The organism is Vibrio sp. 1731, assembly GCF_033339955.1.
GTDB classification, from domain to species: Bacteria; Pseudomonadota; Gammaproteobacteria; order Enterobacterales; family Vibrionaceae; genus Vibrio; species Vibrio alginolyticus.
This window is the reverse complement of sequence record NZ_JAWOVO010000003.1, coordinates 280,242-296,402: the sequence shown is the minus strand read 5'-3', so window position 1 is coordinate 296,402 and position 16,161 is coordinate 280,242. Positions and strand designations below refer to the sequence as shown.

Below are 16,161 nucleotides of genomic sequence, written 5' to 3'. Positions count from 1 at the left end.
GAAAGCACCGGTCTTGAAAACCGGCATACGTTAATAGCGTATCTAGGGTTCAAATCCCTATCTCTCCGCCACTTTTAAAAAAAAACCGCTGTTCTTACAGCGGTTTTTTTGTATCTGCTGTTTTTTAACCGCTGTTATCGAAACTTCTAATTGATTTTTCTCTAGCTCTTTCTCCAAGTTTTTGCGTACCTACTTTGGGTTTAGTTTACGCAGTAATACCTTCAATCGAAGACATTTCCATACGTCTCATTTGGGCTTCAAATAGAGCTTTCTTAAGTCTCAACGTGGGATGCTTAAACGCATTTTGATAGAGTTCCAGTCTAAATACTGCGGATGCACTTGGAGAAAAAATGAAGCTACTTTACTGGTTAGATGAATGGCAAGCTCTTACTCAACAAGAACAAGAGATGGCTTTACCTATCTCTGGCTACGATTTACTTGATGATGTGTTTGTGAAGTATGAACTCGTCGATCTTAACAAGCCATTGTTGTTTACATTTTCTCCTTCCGGTACTGATGTGCAGGTACAAGATTTAACTCCGGATTTTTCTCCTTGGGGCTACGAGCTCGGAATACAACAACAAGTAAACATTATTGCCTTTCAACATTTAGGACAAAGTAATTGGTTCCGTAGTCGGAATTTGATTTTCTTTCTGGAGCAGCTATCTGAGTTACTTCATCCCTTCAAATGTCGTTTGGGTTATGGGCAAAGTCGAGGTGGTTTTGCAATTGGCGCGTTCGCTAACTTGCTGAAATTAGAGCATCTTTTGTTGTTTTATCCTGTTAGCACAAAAAGTAAAGCTTTAGTGCCTTGGGATGAGCGGCCGAGTACTGAGCTTGCTCAGCAGTTTGCTTGGGAAAGCGGCTACCATGATCGAGATTTGGGCAATGCCAAAGGTTATATTATTTATGACCCATCCAATCGCATTGATCGTCTTCATGCTGAACGTTATCCAGAGCTTACCCATTTAAAAGTCGTCGGTATGGGACACGGCACTCAATCCACACAATTAGATAAATTAGAATTTTTTAATCTGGTGGCGCAGGAGTTTGTTCGCCATCAAACCTTAGATATTGACCAATTTAATAAGCAAATTCACGCTTTGTTTTAAAAGAGGACTGATATCAGAGTCCCCTGTAACCAGGGGGAGATGATCACACACTAAAAACTAGATTTTTAACACAATTGCTAGGCGCAATTTAGATGGAGGATTAATGAAGTTACTGTACTGGTTGGATGAATGGCTGGCTCTTTCTCGTGAAGAACAGCAAACCAGGCTACCGATGTCCGGGGAGAACTTACTTGATGATGTATTTGTTAAGTATGAGTTTGTCGACCGCAATAAACCGTTGTTGTTCACCTTTTCCCCTGCTGGTACGAATCTACAAGTACAGGACTTACACTCAGACTTTGCGCCTTGGGGCTATCGCTTAGCCCAGAAACAAAAAGTAAATATTATTTCATTTCAGCATCTTGGGAAAAGTAACTGGTTTCGCAGCCGTAATTTGATTTTCTTTCTAGAGCAGCTATCAACTTTACTTGAGCCTTTTGAATGTCGTTTAGGTTATGGGCTTAGCCGCGGTGGTTTTGCTATTGGTGCCTTTTCCAATCTATTAAAGTTGGATCAAGTATTGATGTTTCACCCGGTCAGCACAAAAAACAGAGTTTTGGTGCCATGGGATGATAGGCCAAGTACTGAACTAGCCCAACAATTTGATTGGGAAGGAAAGTATCACGACCTTGACCTTGGCGATGCAAAAGGCTACATCATTTATGATCCAACTAATGAAATCGACCGCCTTCACGCCAAACGCTACCCAGAGCTCACTCACTTAAGAGTCTTCGGGATGGGACATGGTACCCACGCGACGTATTTGAATAAATTCGGTTTTTATAAGCAAGTGGCTGTAGACTTTATACGTTATCAGAAGATAGATATAGCGCAGTTTCGTCATCAGACTAAAACGCTGCGATTAAAAGAAGATTACTATCAGTGCCTTAACAAGGCGAATGCGAGTTCACAGCATCGTTTGAACTTACTGAGTACCGCTCATAATGTGTTAATTGAAGAAAAGAAAGAACATGTGAAGGAGCATCAAGCGCAAATCGATATTCAGCCACTTGTTGATATTGCGATGAAGCATGAGCATGACAATCCGCAAGATGCAGTACAACTTTTGGAAGTGGCTCAGCAGTTAGTTCCGAATGACCCCGTTGTGGAGCACAAGTTGCAGCAACTGTCGTAGGCGAGTAATGCAGACTGGCATTTTGAATTTGGTCAGTGGCTTTTGTCGCTGGCCTTTTTAAGAGCTTATGGGTTGATATTTCGATGAAATTTAATGAAGCAGTACAAAATAAAAAGCCCAAGCAAATGCTTGGGCTCCATAAATGTTAATGCGAGTTTTAAAACTCTTTTGGCGCAAAGCCTGTCATCACATCAAGGCGAAGTTCTTTACCAACTTTTGTTAATGGGTGAACGATTACTAAGCCGCGTACGCGTTTTTTCAGTTTGCCGATGTCCGCTTGTTCTGCTTTGGTGATTTCACGAGAGAAAGGCATATCAAGTAAGCTTTTACGTTCTTTGTTCAGCTCATAGTTTTGCTTGTGCTTTAACTGGTTAAGCTTTTTGGTAAGCTGTTCTACTTCATCCGTGAACTTTGTAATCATTTCGTGATCACCACGAGAACGTGCCGCATCAAGTTTACGTTGGCATGTATCTAAACGGTTGTGCAGCTTTTGAATATCAGTTTTTATGCTCATGGTAATTTGGCTCAAATTTTAAATAGTCGAGAAGTATAGCATAGCTGAGATCACACGCTCTACTATACTTCTCGATTGTCTGGCTTTAGTTAATCAGTTCATTGCCCGATACGTTACCAGAGAAAAAGGCTTCGACGTTATCAAGCGTCACAGAGGCAATATTATTCAGTGCTTCGTGAGTCAAGAATGCTTGGTGGCCAGTAAACAGCACGTTATGACAAGCCGATAAACGGCGGAAAACATCATCTACAATGACATCGTTAGATTTATCTTGGAAGAATAAGTCTTTTTCATTGTCATACACGTCTAGGCCAAGCGCACCAATCTTACCTTGTTTCAACGCTTCTATCGCCGCTAGTGAATCTAGCAACTCGCCTCGACTGGTGTTAATGATCATTACACCATCTTTCATTTGCGCGAAGGCTTTTTCGTTCAATAAGTGATAGTTTTCTTCACTCATTGGACAATGGAGAGAGATAATATCCGCATTAGCGTAGATTTCTTCAAGCGAACAGTAACGGGCTCCCATTTCTAGCGCTAATGGGTTTTCGTAGGGGTCGTAGCAAAGCAGTTCCATGCCAAGCCCTTTGAAGATACGCATCGTCGCGATACCAATCTTACCCGTACCAATAATACCAACGGTTTTTCCGAAAAAGTTAAAGCCAACAAGACCTTCTAGCGAGAAGTTGGCGTCACGTGTGCGTTGGTAGGCCTTGTGAAGACGGCGGTTTAGGCACATCATTAAACCAACCGTGTGCTCTGCCACTGCTTCTGGTGAGTAAGCAGGAACTCGAACCACTTGTAAGCCTAGTTCTTTGGCTGCTTGTTGATCAACTTTATCATATCCCGCGCAGCGCATAGCAATAAGCTTGGTCCCGCCCAGAGAAAGCTGTTTAAGGACAGGAGCTGAAAGATCATCATTAACAAACGCACATACGACATCACTGCCGTGCGCCATCTTGGCTGTTTTTTCGGTTAGTCGGAAGTCGTGATAGTGAAATTCAAAATCGCGGTTATTTTTAATTTTATTAAAAGAGGCTTCGTCGTAGGATTTTGCACTAAAAAAAGCAATGTTAATCATGGTTCCCTCTCAAAAAGTGCGGACTTTATAAATAAATATGCTTATAAAGTAATGCAACTTAGCCGCAATGAATAGAGAAATCTTCTCTTTGACTTTTGTTGTATCAAATAACAATAAGAAGTACGCCTTTCAGCGAGTGCTATCTTACGGTTCCGCATTAGATACTGTTTGCTTTACGAGCATTAACTGACTAGCATTATCGCTCTTTTCTTGTTCACTTTATTAGCTTAGGCGTTACGACAATGTCAGTAAAATGGTGCTCTATGTTCTTGTGTTGTGTGTTTGCTTCTGGCACTCACGCAGCTGTTGACCTCGTTAAAGTCGACAAGTCTAAGCGTCGAATGTATTTGATGGAACAAGGAGCAGTGCTAAAAGAATACCGAATTGCTTTAGGAGCGAACCCTCAAGGACATAAACAAGAAGAGGGAGACAATCGCACACCAGAGGGCGAATACACTCTAGATTATGTTATAGAGGACTCTGCTTTTTATCGTTCTGTGCATATCAGTTACCCTGATGCGATTGATACGTTGGAAGCGAAGCGCCGAGGTGTCTCCCCTGGAGGGAACATCAAAATTCATGGCTTAAAAAACGGTGAGAGTCAGTTGCCGATTTATATCCAAAGTTTTGATTGGACTAATGGGTGTATTGCGATTACCAACGAGGAGATGGACGAATTTATCCAGCTTGTCGAGATGGGGACACCAATTCAGATTGAGTGGTAATAAAAGGTCCCCTTTAATGTTCTGGCTCTTATAGGCTATGGCATAAAGCGCTGTGGATGATCACTAAAAATACCGTCTAACTGAGGCAGGTATTTCAGTTTATTTGGATTGTTCACCGTATAGCACATCACTTTGTAACCGGCTTGTTGGAGTTTGTTTATCTGGCGAGTACGAACCCAGTTAATGTTTAGGTTGCAGCTATAGGCACTAACTTCTTCCAAAAGGCGTTTATCTTTTCTCGTAAAGAATTCACTTAACACACCCAATCGGTAGCCACTGCAGTATTTGTGCATCGCTCTAATGATGTCATGACTAAAGCTCGATAGGAGTACATTCTCTTGCGGCATTGGACTTTTTGCTAACGCATTGGCGAGAGTCTGCGCCACTTCTTCCGCTGGATGGTTGTCTACTTTAACTTCGATATTCAAGTTAAGCTTATTCTCAGTAGCTAAAGTGAGCAGTTCATCTAGTGTCACGATCTTCTCGCCTGAAAAGTCTGTGCTAAACCAACTACCGAAATCTAATGCTTTTAACTCTTCCAGGGTGAGCTCATCAACACGGCCTTGTCCATTGCTGCATCGATTGACGGTATGATCATGGCAAACCACGAAAACATTATCTTTGGTAGGCTGTATATCCACTTCCACCCACTTCAACCCCAGGTTAATGGCTGCTTGAATGCTTATTTTTGTATTCTCAGGGTATGAACCTGCCACGCCACGGTGACCAATTAATAACGTTTCCATTCGCTTTATCTTTTGCATTGCGGTTGCCAGATTGTACTCGTTTTTTCTATGAAGATATATCTAGGTGCATATTGTTAGGAACCTTTAGTAAAAGTGAACATTAAACTCTAATGGCACGTTGCTGCTTCTTGGACTGAGTCCTGTGGACTTAAAGCCTTAGAGTGTGTAGTTGTTTAATTGGTAAATGAGTAATAAAATGCGAACCATTTTTATTTGAATGGTGAGTGGTAATGTCACGAGTTTTGATAGTCGATGATGACGTTCCTTTGTGTGAGCTGTTAGAAGCGGTTTTGCAAGAGGAGGGCTACATCGTATCTTCTGTGCATTGCGGTGAAAGTGCGCTGCAATATATGGAAAAAACGCCTGTAGATCTTGTATTGCTTGATGTCATGTTACCAAACCTTAACGGCATGCAAGTTGCTCGTAGGATCTGTCAGCGCTTCGCGACACCTATTCTAATGCTTACCGCTCTCAACGATGAAAACTCGATGCTTGAGGGTTACCAAGCGGGGGCCGATCAGTATATCGGAAAGCCCTTTAATGTCGCTGAGCTTCTAATGCGCATCAAAGCGATTCTTCGTCGTGTTGGCTTGGAACGTCAACGTCAGACGATGTGTAGTACCGTTCAAACGATCAGCGACCAGCTTAATAGCTTACCCCTCACAAGTACGGAAGCTGAACTATTGAGCTACTTGGTAAAAAACCAAGGAGTCGTGATTTCAAAAGCAGAGCTTCAAACTGAAGTGTTAAAGAAAGAGCTGAGTCCTTTTGATCGCAACCTTGATATGCACATCAGTAACATACGTCGCAAGTTAGTTGAAGCGGGGCTTTCCAAGCAACATATCAAAACCTTCCGTGGCAAAGGTTACAGTTATTTAGAGGCTGTAAACCGTTAATGAAGCTCCGATGTCCACCTTTTATTGCAAAACGTAAAGATAGCTTAGCGTTCAAGTTATTTAGTTGCATGACCGCAATTGTCATTAGTATTTTGGTCGTGCAATCCTTAGCGGAACAAGCTCTGGTGAAAGCCATGTTGAAAGTGCCCGATAGTGTGCGAGAAGAAATGCTAGACCTTGCACATCAAGCCAATGTATTGATTGAGCACGGAGACATGGACGAACTTGCTGACTGGGCAAATGCGCAAAACTTTTATTTATTTGTGTTGAATGAACATCAGCAACCAGTTACGCACCGTCTGATGCATCCGCACTTCGAGTTCAAACTTCAATTTAAGAGAAGCATTGATGATCAACTTGAGGGGAAAGTGAATCGCCCCATCATCAATATTCCTTTAGTTCATGGCAATACTTTAGTGATTCAATTGCCACATCGACTGCACCCTGCAAATGACTTCATTCTGTATTTCTCTATTCTCAAAGTCGTGATTGCAGTGGTTATTTTGGCGCTCTTTTCGCTGCTAATGGCACGTAACTTACAGCAACCATTGGATCGATTGAGAGAAGCAAGCAAAAAGCTATCTAATGGCGATTTTAATGTCAGTGTCGTGAAAGAGCTGAAGTCGAGCACGCGTGAGTTTAACGAGTTAGCGCAAGATTTCGATCACATGACGCAACAGATTCATTCTCTCGCTGAAAAGCAGCGACTGCTTATAAGAGATGTCTCTCACGAATTGAGAACGCCGTTAGCGAGGCAGAACTTGGTTCTGCATCTTTTGCGAAAGCGTGTTGGAGAAAGTGAGCAAAGCCTAGTGGCAAGGCTAGAAGATGAAGCAAAAGAGCTAAACCATTTGATCAGCGATATATTGGAGTTCAGTCGCTTGGAAAATGCGCGCTTCGACAAAGCCACGAAACGCTGTGATTTAGAAGTTTTGCTCTCCCCGCAAGTAGAACGTTGCAAAATAGATTTGAAGTCAGAACAGACGTTGTCTTTCCGCTCAGAAGCTGTATGTGCTAAAGCCATTTGTGAAGAAACGCTGGTCATTCGTTGTTTGAACAATCTTATTGGTAATGCCATTAAATATTCAGGACCAGCATCTCAGATAGAAGTTTCTCTGGAAAATTATGTCAAAGAAGGGCAGCAGTTCACCACCATGTCAGTATCTGATGATGGGCCTGGTATTCCAGAGAACAAGCTGGTCGATATTTTTGATCCGTTTACACGCTTAGATGCTTCTAGAGATAAAAAGCTTGGTGGCTACGGTTTAGGTCTTGCGATTGTCAAAGAATCCATGCGTATTATGGGTGGAGCAGTCACGGCGAAAAACCGTGAGCAAGGCGGTTTGAGGGTTACTTTAGTGTTCAAGCAATAAGTATGATTAAGTCGTAATTTTTGTGATTAATGTCACATTATCATGGCGCATCATCAGAGAGTACTTTACAAAAGTTTGCAAATGCAAAGAATGTAAATTTAATGCAAATGGTAATACTTATCACTTATATTCACCCGCGAAATAATTAAGAGGGAATCGCATTCAACAAGTATGTGACCCGAAAAATAATAATCGGAGTGAAAGGATATGTTTACTAAGAGCCATTTGGCGTTAGTGATCGGTGCAGTGTTAGCAACACCTGCAGTGGCGGAAGTTCAAACAGACGAACATGTAGTTGTAGAAGGTCGAGAGTTCGGCTACAAGGCAGATACAAACAGTACAGCAATGCGCATGGAAATGACGCAGCTGGAAACGCCGGGACAAGTAGCGGTTATCGATGAAACGGTAATTGATGAGCAGCGTGCAAGTACACTTGGTGAAGTGCTACGTAACGATGCAAGTGTTAGCGCGGGTGGTACAAGCCGTAACCGCGAACGTTTCTCTCTACGTGGTTTTGAACTTAGCAGTTCAGACGGTTTTCTTCGTGATGGTCGTCAACACTGGTCACACTACCGTCAGCCAATTGAGCTTTTAGAGCGTGTTGAAGTGCTTAAAGGTCCATCAGGTCTGCTATACGGTAAATCTGAGCCGGGTGGTTTGGTAAACATGGTTTCGAAAAAACCAACAACTCAAACACAAGCAAGTTTGAGTCAAGATCTAGGTTCGAATGATCACTCACGCACTGTGCTTGATGTGAGTGGCGCGCTAAATGATGCAGAGACACTGCGAGCGCGCGCAATTTTTGCCAAAGAAAGCTACGGCTCTTGGCGCAGGTACGGTGATGGCACTGAGCCTAAAACAGATCGTACGGTAGCTGGCCTAGTGGTTGAGTACGATATCACAGACAACTTTATGGTATCGGCTCATTACGATCGCACGAAAGACGACGGTAGCGTGGACTCTGGCGCATACATTGTTGATGGCAAAGCGGTTCGCGGTGATAAGTACATTTGGGATGCGCAGTGGTCTGAAATTGATAACGAAGTAGAAAACTACGGTGTCGATATTAATGCGCAAGTCACGGATAACGTGAACGTAAAAGCAGGTTACAACCGCCAAGACTTTAAGCGTTTTGATGTAGAGTCTTACCCTAAGTTTGATCAGTATGAAGAGTTAAATACGATTAAGCATCGAGGCAACGATCGCTCCGATAATTGGGTATTTGATACTGCATATATAGATGTGACGACGGACTTTACTTTGTTCGGTACGGAAAACACGTTGTTAGTGGGCGCTAACTACTTAGATTACAGTTATGATCGCTTTATGGCATTTCATAATGAGGCGAGTATTGCGCCAGGAGAAACGGTGCCTAAGCCTAGCTATAGTAGTTCGAGGAAATCACCAACAGCTGAGTACGATACTTGGGGTATCTACGCGCAAAATATGATGACGATTAATGATTACTGGCAAGTGCTTGCAGGTGTTCGTTATGACGAAAAGCGTGATGATGAACTGACCGAAAACCAAGTTTCTCCAAAGTTAGGTGTGATATTCCACCCATCGACGAATGGCTCGGTTTACGTTCAGTATTCTGAAAGCTTCATGCCTCAAGGTGAAGTCAGCAACGGTAGTCGTACCTACATCAATGAAGGTGAGAAACTCGACGCTGAGCGTGGTATCTCTTATGAAATCGGTACGAAGTGGGAACTGTTTGATCAGCGTTTATTTGTATCTGGTGCTGTGTTTGATATCACGTTAGAGAACATCTCGCTGGATGTTGAAAGCGGCAAAGACGCGGGCGGCAATCTCCTACACAAGAAAACGCAAGGTGGTGAGCAAGTTCACAAAGGCGCTGAGTTAATGGCTCAAGGTTTTGTGAACCCAGAGTTGTCGCTAACCGCTTCTGCAATGTATTTGGATGCAGAGCTTAAGAAGGCAGAAAGATATGAAGGTAACCGCCCTGTAGACGTGCCAGAGTTCTCGGCAAGTCTATGGTCTAGCTACAAGGTTCAAGACAACACTAACTTAAACCTTGGTTTGATTTATGAAGGTGATCGCTACGGTGATGCAAAGAACACCTTCAAGAAAGATGGCTACGCTCGCGTTGATATGGGCGTGTCATACAAACATAAGTACGATGAGAACTTGGATATTATTGCTCGATTCAATGTCGAAAACTTATTCGATACTGACTACTTCGCAGGTGGTGGTAGCACGAATGGCGAGCAAAAAGGTGCGAGTGGGGTTGTGGTTGGAGAAAGCCGCAACTACATGGCAACAATCCAGTTCAAGTACTGATAACAATTTGATTATTAAAGGGGAAGGGTAGTCTTCCCCTTTGGTCGTTTTTGGAACACAGAAATATAACTCGTATGAATCTAATGAAATCAAGTATCGCTCTGTTGATATCATCGGTTTTGATTCCCGCTCACGCGGCGAACTTAAACGATGCACAAGCTGTGCAGAGTAAAACAAACCAGTCGTCGGCGGTAAGCCAAAAACGTATTGATGCAAGCGCAGAAAAATCACTTACTCTAGAAGCTGAAATTGAGCAGCTGCAAGAGGAAGTCGGTAACTTGAAGATTTATCGCGATCATCTTGCAAGCCTTGTTGAAAGTCAAAATCAAGAAGTTGATAGCTTGAACGAGCAAATTGAGCAGATTGCTCAAACTCGTCAAGGTGTCGTGCCTTTGATGTATCACATGCTTGAGGGCTTAAAAGTGCTCGTCGCTAACGACAAGCCTATACGCAAAGCGCAACGTGAGGAGCGAATTGCAAAGCTGGATTCCATGATGACGCGTGCAGACGTTGCGGATGCAGAGAAGTTTCGTCGTATTTTAGAAGCGTACCAAATTGAAATGGATTACGGCACCAAGCTTGGCGTTTACCAAGGCAAGATTAACCTGGGTGACAATGAAGTTGTGGAGGCGGACATTCTCTATTTAGGCCGTTTGTCTTTGGTAGCGCGTAGCTTATCTGGTGACACATTTTGGAGCTGGTCGCAGCAACAACACGCATGGCAACAAGTGGGTTCTGAGCAAAAATCAGAGCTAGACAAAGCGTTCGCTATGGCGAATAAACAGATCGCGCCGAGCATGTTAACTCTGCCAGTGTCGTTAACCGCTGCGGAGGGCAAATAAATGATGAAAAAATGGTTATCGGTTGCATTAATCTCGACAGCCGCATTAATGCCTCATACAACTTTTGCTAGTGATGCGTTGTTACAAAAGGCGCAGCAAGAAAATCGTCAACAGCAATCGCACAATGTCGCGCGTGAATCAGGTTTTAAGCAAACAGAGCAAGAGCTACAGACTATAAAGAATAAATTGGTGGCAGAGCGGGCTGCTCTTCAAGCAGAAGCGGACTCATTAAGTGTTACCTTCGGTGAAAATGAAGCAGAACTGGCACAGCTAGAAGAAAAGTTGCGTCTAGAAACCGGGAGCCTAGGTGAGTTATTTGGCGTCGTTCGCCAGAACGCAAAAGAGCTAGAGTCTGAGCTAAAAAGCTCAGTAACCGGTGTTGATGCAAACTCATATCAGAAAGATATCGATGCTATTGTTGCGGCTAAATCACTGCCAACGTTGACCCAACTTCAGGCGATGTGGCGCAGCATGGAAGAACAAATCAAAGCAAGCGGTGAAATGGCAAACGTCTCTTTCACACTGCTAAATGGCGAAGGTCGTGAACAAACGGTTAATGGTGTTCGTCTTGGTTCTATGGCGCTGCTGGATAAGACTGGCTACGTTAAGTGGAATGGTCAACGCGGAGACGCGGTAAACTATCTTCGTCAGCCTGAGAACGGTCCAACAGCGAATACTATTTCCTCTGGTGACATTGATGCACTTGTCATTGATCCGTCACGTGGCATTCTTCTTGAACAGCTTGCAAACTCACCGACTTTGGCTGATCGCCTAAATGCGGGTGGCGTTGTCGGTAAAATCATCCTTGGTTTATTGGCTATCGGCCTATTGATTGCGCTCGTACGTGGTGCATCACTGATGATTTCGCGCCAGAAAATCATGAAGCAACTGAAAACCCCAGCGCAGCCAGGAGACAACCCTTTGGGTCGCGTGCTAGCGGTATACCAGAAAGACAAGCATCGCAGCGTAGAAGCGTTAGAACTACGTCTTTTGGAAGCTGTTGTTGATGAGCAAACCCACCTAGAAAAAGGGTTGTCGATGCTTAAGCTTCTTGCAGCTCTAGCTCCTATGCTTGGCCTACTAGGCACGGTAACGGGTATGATCGAAACCTTCCAGGTCATCACTCAATTTGGTAATGGTGATCCGAAAGTAATGGCGGGTGGTATTTCAATGGCACTTGTGACTACCGTACTTGGCCTTGTTTCAGCCATGCCTTTGCTATTAGCGCACAACGTATTGAGCTCTCAAGCAGAAAATATTCGCAGTATCTTAGAAAAACAAGGCATCGGTTTAGTTGCAGAACAAGCTGAGCGTGATATGCCGAGTAACAAAAGCCATTCTAACACCTTAGCGGAGAACGCAGCGTAATGGAGCAGATCCTACTCAGCACATTGGGTTTGATCAGTGAGGATTGGGCCACAACCTTGATGAGCTTTATGCAGCAAGGTGGTCAAATCCTATGGTGGTTGGCCGCCGTCGTGGCGGTGTGCTGGCTGTTGGTTATGGAGCGAGTTATTTATCTCACAACGGTTTTCCCTGGGGTAAAAAAACAGCTTTGTGAGCAGTGGCAAGCAAGATCAGAGCACCACTCTTGGTACGCGCATCAAATTCGTGAAGGATGGATTGCAAAAGCGCAAATCGAACTGCGCCAAAACCTATCGACTATTAAGCTACTTGTGGCGGTTTGCCCAATGCTAGGGTTGTTAGGGACGGTGACAGGCATGATTACGGTGTTTGACGTAATGGCATCGCAAGGCAGCAGCAATCCGAAATTGATGGCTTCTGGTATCTCACTTGCTACGCTGCCAACCATGGCGGGTATGGTAGCAGCGCTTGCGGGCATGTTTATTCATGCTCGCCTTAGCAAAGTGTGTGAACGAAAAGCTATCCAGTTAGAACAATCTTTAAGGAGTCAAAAGTGAGACTCGGACGCAGACCTAACCAACAAGATGAAGCTCAAGTCGATTTAACCTCGATGCTTGATATCGTCTTCATCATGTTGATCTTCTTCATTGTGACCAGTTCGTTTGTACGTGAATCCGGTGTAGAAGTGAATCGCCCTCAGGCTTCTAATGTAGTAAGCCAAAAAGACGCGGGCATTTTTATCGCAGTAACGGCAGCGAATGATGTGTACATCGACAAACGAGTGGTTGATATTGAGCGTGTTGAGGCCTCTATTGAGCACCTGTTACTTGATCAGCCTGATGCTTCGTTAGTTATCCAAGCTGACGAGCATGCTTACAATGGCACTGTCGTGAAAGTGATGGACGCTGCAAAGGCGGCAGGTGTGAAGAACATTGCATTGGCGGCGGAGAAACCTTAATGGGCAGGCTGTTACTTGCACTACCAGCATCACTGTTAATTTCTGTGAGCTTGTTTAGCTTTATGGCGTGGATGGTTGATAAAGGCAACCAGCGTGCGCCAGAAGCTTCAGAAGCCGTTCGTTTTGATATGGTGATGGTAGAGAATGAAGCAGACGTGCAGCGTCGTCAACGTTCAGTGCCGGAGCAACCAGAACCACCTCAAGCGCCGGAGCCAATGGATCTGTCTCAAGCTGACACTCAAATGGAACCAATGAGTCAGATGACGCCAGTCAGTGCTTTAGGTTTAAACACTGCCCTTGAAGGCATCGCGATTAGTGCACCAAACTTGAAGGGAACAATGGGCAACCAGCAAGCACTGCCGTTGTATCGTGTTGATCCTCGCTATCCAAGTAAGGCGCTGAAACGTAGAGTGGAAGGTTATGTCATTATGCGTTTCACGATCGATGCAACTGGACGACCAAAAGATATTGAAGTGATCGAGGCTGAGCCCGAGCGCATGTTTGAAAGGGAAGCAATCCGTGCGCTTAAAAAATGGAAGTATCAGCCAAAAGTTGAGGATGGTGTGTCAATTGAGCAGTTCGGACAAACCGCTAAAGTGGAGTTCAAGTTAGCCAAATGATGAAAAAATTCTTAATCGGTACGGTATTAAGCCTGAGTGCACTCTCAACCATTGCCAGTGAGTTAAGCCAATACACCGCAGCGAGAGTTCAACGAGCACATAATTTGGCTCAAGAAGAGAAACTGAAAGAAGCGATTTCATCTCTTGAAGCTATGGAGCTTTCTCGTGGATATGACCAAGCTTATGTCGCTCGAATGTTGGGTATTTTTTACTGGCAGAACGAGCAAACTCAAGCGGCGATTAAGCAACTTGAGTTGGCAGTCAATAGTGGTTTGCTACAAGATGAGCAAGCATGGCAAACCCGAAAAATGTTGGCTGATATACTGCTGAACGAGCAACGTTTTTCTAAGGCTTTACCTCATTACTATGCCTTGAGCAAAAACATTCCTAAAGGTCAAAAAGCGCATGAGCTATGGCTGCGTATTTCCCAATCTCATTATCAACTGAGTCAGTGGCAAAAAGTGCTTTCAGCAATGGCTCGTTATGAGAAATTTGGTCAGCCAGACAAGCTTGGCGCATTGTCGATAAAGCTTTCTGCTGAGCTAGAACTGAAAAAGTGGAAGCCGGCAATCTCGACCATCAAACGCTTAATCGTGATTGAACCTGAGCGAATTGAATGGTGGCGTCAGCTTGTTGCTCTATACCTACGGGTTGATGACAACAAACGTGCCCTAGACTCTTTGGCGTTGGCAAAACTGAAAGGGTTACAACTTAGCCAAGATGACTTAAAGCTGCTGGCACAATTGTACGCGAAACGAGGTATTCCTGAGAGAGCTGCGTTGGTGATGAACGAGCTAGAGGATGTAAACTCGAATAGTAAGCTAAAAGCTCAGCAAGCAACGTATTGGCAAATGGCAAAAGAGTGGGAAGAGTCTATTGATAGCTGGCGTATTGCAGCTCAGCTAGATAGGCAGTATTACTGGAACTATTCTCAACTGTTGGTGCAAGAAGGCCATTATAAAGATGCCATTGCCGCGCTCGATAAGGTCAGAGGTCGTAAAGCGGATGTTGCACTTATCAAAACTCGCGCTTACTACAAACTTAAGCGGTTTGACGATGCGCTCGCTAATGCCAAAAGAGCGAATGAGATTAAGCCATCGAATCAGGCAAAGAGTTGGGTTAAGTATCTATCACAGCTACGCAAAGTAGAATCGACGCAGAACTCATAGCGAACATTTTTATTAAATACCCGAGCTCAGTCTCGGGTATTTTTTTGTTTAAAGTAAACAATGTAAATTAAATGCCAATACGAATGATTATCACCTAAATTATGCCCCACATTTATTGGTGATGATTGTTTCTATGTTGCTTAAAAGCAAAGGTGTTCAAACTTGGGCTCGCCGCCTACATATCTATATTTCGATGGCTCTTCTCTTAGTTACGCTGTTTTTTGCAGTAACTGGTATTACCCTCAATCGCCCCGAATTGTTTGAACGCAGCGAACCTATCATTCAACAACATACTCTGACGGTTCCGCACTCAGTTTTATTCTCACATTCAGATACCTTTCAACCTAATCGTGAAGGGCTGGTGGCTTTCTTGACTAAAGAAACCGAGCTTCGCGGCACTCCCTCCGCACTAGATGTGTATACCGAAGTTGAGCAAGGTGAGTTGTTACTCGGAGAGCTTTCTATGGATTTTAAAGGCCCGGGTTATAACGCTACGGTCTTTATTGATATGACTACTGGTGCAGCAGACGTCGAAACGACGCACTACGGTATTGTTGCGCTGCTGAACGATCTACATAAAGGACGCAACAGTGGTGGGATTTGGAAGTGGTTTATCGACGTCACTGCGCTTTTTATGGTGTTTTTTGTTCTTACAGGCGTGTGCTTATTACTGCCTAAGAAGAAGACGCTCAGAACGTCAATGCAATGGATGAGCTTTGGTACGTTACTGTCGCTCGTAATTTATTTTGTTGCTGTTCCATAACAGCTTTTTTAGAGAACACTTATGTTGAACACAGGAAGATTTTTCCGCCGTAATCACTTTTGTAAAGCCGCTTTGATCGCGGCTTTTGCTCCTTTCTCTCTTTCCGCGGCGCCTATACCAGATAACGCGAAGGTCGACTTCGAACTCGAACTTCCAAAGATAGATACCTCAATGTATGCACGCCCTTATGTGGCGGTTTGGGTTGAAAACGATCAGCGTAAACCGGTTAAAACCATTCAGTTATGGGTAGGGAAAGACGAATGGTTAAAAGATCTACGCAGCTGGTGGAGAAAAGCGGGTCGTTATGATCGTGAACTTGTTGATGCGGTGACTTCTGCAACACGTCCTGCTGGTCAATACCGCTTTGTCTGGGATGGAACCAATGACGCAGGGAAGCGTTTGGAACAAGGAAATTACACGTTGTACGTCGAGGTCGTTCGTGAACACGGTGGGCGAAACTACTTACGTCAAAAAATAACGCTAGCGGACAGTGACGTGCGCTATGAGCTTAAACCAACACAAGAGACGGGTGTCATCACCGTCAATTATCAAGTTAAGTGA

General features: G+C 44.0%; 17 protein-coding genes. 14 read left to right on the top strand and 3 right to left on the bottom strand.

The features are described 5' to 3' along the window. Positions 1–350 precede the first annotated feature (350 nt). Both R7035_RS06020 and R7035_RS06015 read left to right on the top strand, forming a co-directional pair. Positions 351–1,112 (top strand): cytosolic protein, encoded by a 762-nt coding sequence (locus tag R7035_RS06020; protein WP_132936942.1) that lies wholly within the window; start codon positions 351–353, stop codon positions 1,110–1,112. A gap of 103 nt (positions 1,113–1,215) precedes the next feature. Continuing rightward, positions 1,216–2,247 carry a cytosolic protein gene (locus tag R7035_RS06015; protein WP_132936943.1) on the top strand — a complete coding sequence of 344 codons (1,032 nt, stop codon included), beginning with the start codon at positions 1,216–1,218 and terminating at the stop codon, positions 2,245–2,247. Positions 2,248–2,404: 157 nt separating this feature from the next. Here the strand turns inward: R7035_RS06015 and R7035_RS06010 are convergent, their stop codons facing one another. After that, positions 2,405–2,761, bottom strand: a complete 357-nt coding sequence (locus R7035_RS06010) for a YibL family ribosome-associated protein (RefSeq protein WP_005374274.1) — start codon at positions 2,759–2,761, stop codon at positions 2,405–2,407. Between the two features lie 85 nt (positions 2,762–2,846). Then, complete coding sequence (locus tag R7035_RS06005; RefSeq protein ID WP_132936944.1) at positions 2,847–3,842, bottom strand: 2-hydroxyacid dehydrogenase; 996 nt, start codon at positions 3,840–3,842, stop codon at positions 2,847–2,849. 242 nt (positions 3,843–4,084) lie between these two features. Between R7035_RS06005 and R7035_RS06000 the strand changes: the two genes are divergently transcribed. Continuing rightward, entirely contained in the window at positions 4,085–4,567 is a 483-nt protein-coding gene (locus R7035_RS06000; RefSeq protein ID WP_017819702.1) for a murein L,D-transpeptidase family protein, read from the top strand. A 35-nt stretch (positions 4,568–4,602) separates the two neighbouring features. Here the strand turns inward: R7035_RS06000 and R7035_RS05995 are convergent, their stop codons facing one another. Beyond that, positions 4,603–5,313 carry a glycerophosphodiester phosphodiesterase family protein gene (locus R7035_RS05995; RefSeq protein WP_132936945.1) on the bottom strand — a complete coding sequence of 237 codons (711 nt, stop codon included), beginning with the start codon at positions 5,311–5,313 and terminating at the stop codon, positions 4,603–4,605. A 230-nt stretch (positions 5,314–5,543) separates the two neighbouring features. Here R7035_RS05995 and R7035_RS05990 point away from each other — a divergent pair, with 230 nt between their 5' ends. The 11 genes from R7035_RS05990 to R7035_RS05940 all read left to right on the top strand — a co-directional run bounded on the left by R7035_RS05990 (position 5,544) and on the right by R7035_RS05940 (position 16,161). Further along, positions 5,544–6,209 (top strand): response regulator transcription factor, encoded by a 666-nt coding sequence (locus tag R7035_RS05990; RefSeq protein WP_318146016.1) that lies wholly within the window; start codon positions 5,544–5,546, stop codon positions 6,207–6,209. Next, on the top strand, positions 6,209–7,582 hold the full coding sequence (locus R7035_RS05985) for a sensor histidine kinase (protein WP_017819704.1): 1,374 nt from the start codon (positions 6,209–6,211) through the stop codon (positions 7,580–7,582). The genes R7035_RS05990 and R7035_RS05985 overlap by 1 nt, the downstream gene beginning before the upstream one ends. A gap of 207 nt (positions 7,583–7,789) precedes the next feature. After that, positions 7,790–9,883, top strand: coding sequence for a TonB-dependent siderophore receptor (locus R7035_RS05980; protein WP_318146015.1), 2,094 nt, complete (start codon positions 7,790–7,792; stop codon positions 9,881–9,883). A 74-nt stretch (positions 9,884–9,957) separates the two neighbouring features. Further along, positions 9,958–10,725: a DUF3450 domain-containing protein gene (locus tag R7035_RS05975; RefSeq protein WP_085569258.1), complete on the top strand. Its 768-nt coding sequence runs from the start codon at positions 9,958–9,960 to the stop codon at positions 10,723–10,725. Next, complete coding sequence (locus R7035_RS05970) at positions 10,726–12,093, top strand: MotA/TolQ/ExbB proton channel family protein (protein ID WP_085569257.1); 1,368 nt, start codon at positions 10,726–10,728, stop codon at positions 12,091–12,093. Next, a complete protein-coding gene (locus R7035_RS05965; RefSeq protein ID WP_017635540.1) occupies positions 12,093–12,647 on the top strand; it encodes a MotA/TolQ/ExbB proton channel family protein in 555 nt (184 codons plus the stop codon). The genes R7035_RS05970 and R7035_RS05965 overlap by 1 nt, the downstream gene beginning before the upstream one ends. Continuing rightward, positions 12,644–13,048, top strand: a complete 405-nt coding sequence (locus R7035_RS05960) for an ExbD/TolR family protein (protein ID WP_005374257.1) — start codon at positions 12,644–12,646, stop codon at positions 13,046–13,048. The genes R7035_RS05965 and R7035_RS05960 overlap by 4 nt, the downstream gene beginning before the upstream one ends. Further along, positions 13,048–13,668 carry an energy transducer TonB gene (locus tag R7035_RS05955; protein WP_005374256.1) on the top strand — a complete coding sequence of 207 codons (621 nt, stop codon included), beginning with the start codon at positions 13,048–13,050 and terminating at the stop codon, positions 13,666–13,668. The genes R7035_RS05960 and R7035_RS05955 overlap by 1 nt, the downstream gene beginning before the upstream one ends. Further along, complete coding sequence (locus R7035_RS05950; protein ID WP_017635539.1) at positions 13,665–14,837, top strand: tetratricopeptide repeat protein; 1,173 nt, start codon at positions 13,665–13,667, stop codon at positions 14,835–14,837. The genes R7035_RS05955 and R7035_RS05950 overlap by 4 nt, the downstream gene beginning before the upstream one ends. Before the next feature lie 133 nt (positions 14,838–14,970). Further along, positions 14,971–15,600 carry a PepSY-associated TM helix domain-containing protein gene (locus R7035_RS05945; protein ID WP_318146014.1) on the top strand — a complete coding sequence of 210 codons (630 nt, stop codon included), beginning with the start codon at positions 14,971–14,973 and terminating at the stop codon, positions 15,598–15,600. Positions 15,601–15,621: 21 nt separating this feature from the next. Next, positions 15,622–16,161 carry a DUF2271 domain-containing protein gene (locus R7035_RS05940; protein WP_053349400.1) on the top strand — a complete coding sequence of 180 codons (540 nt, stop codon included), beginning with the start codon at positions 15,622–15,624 and terminating at the stop codon, positions 16,159–16,161.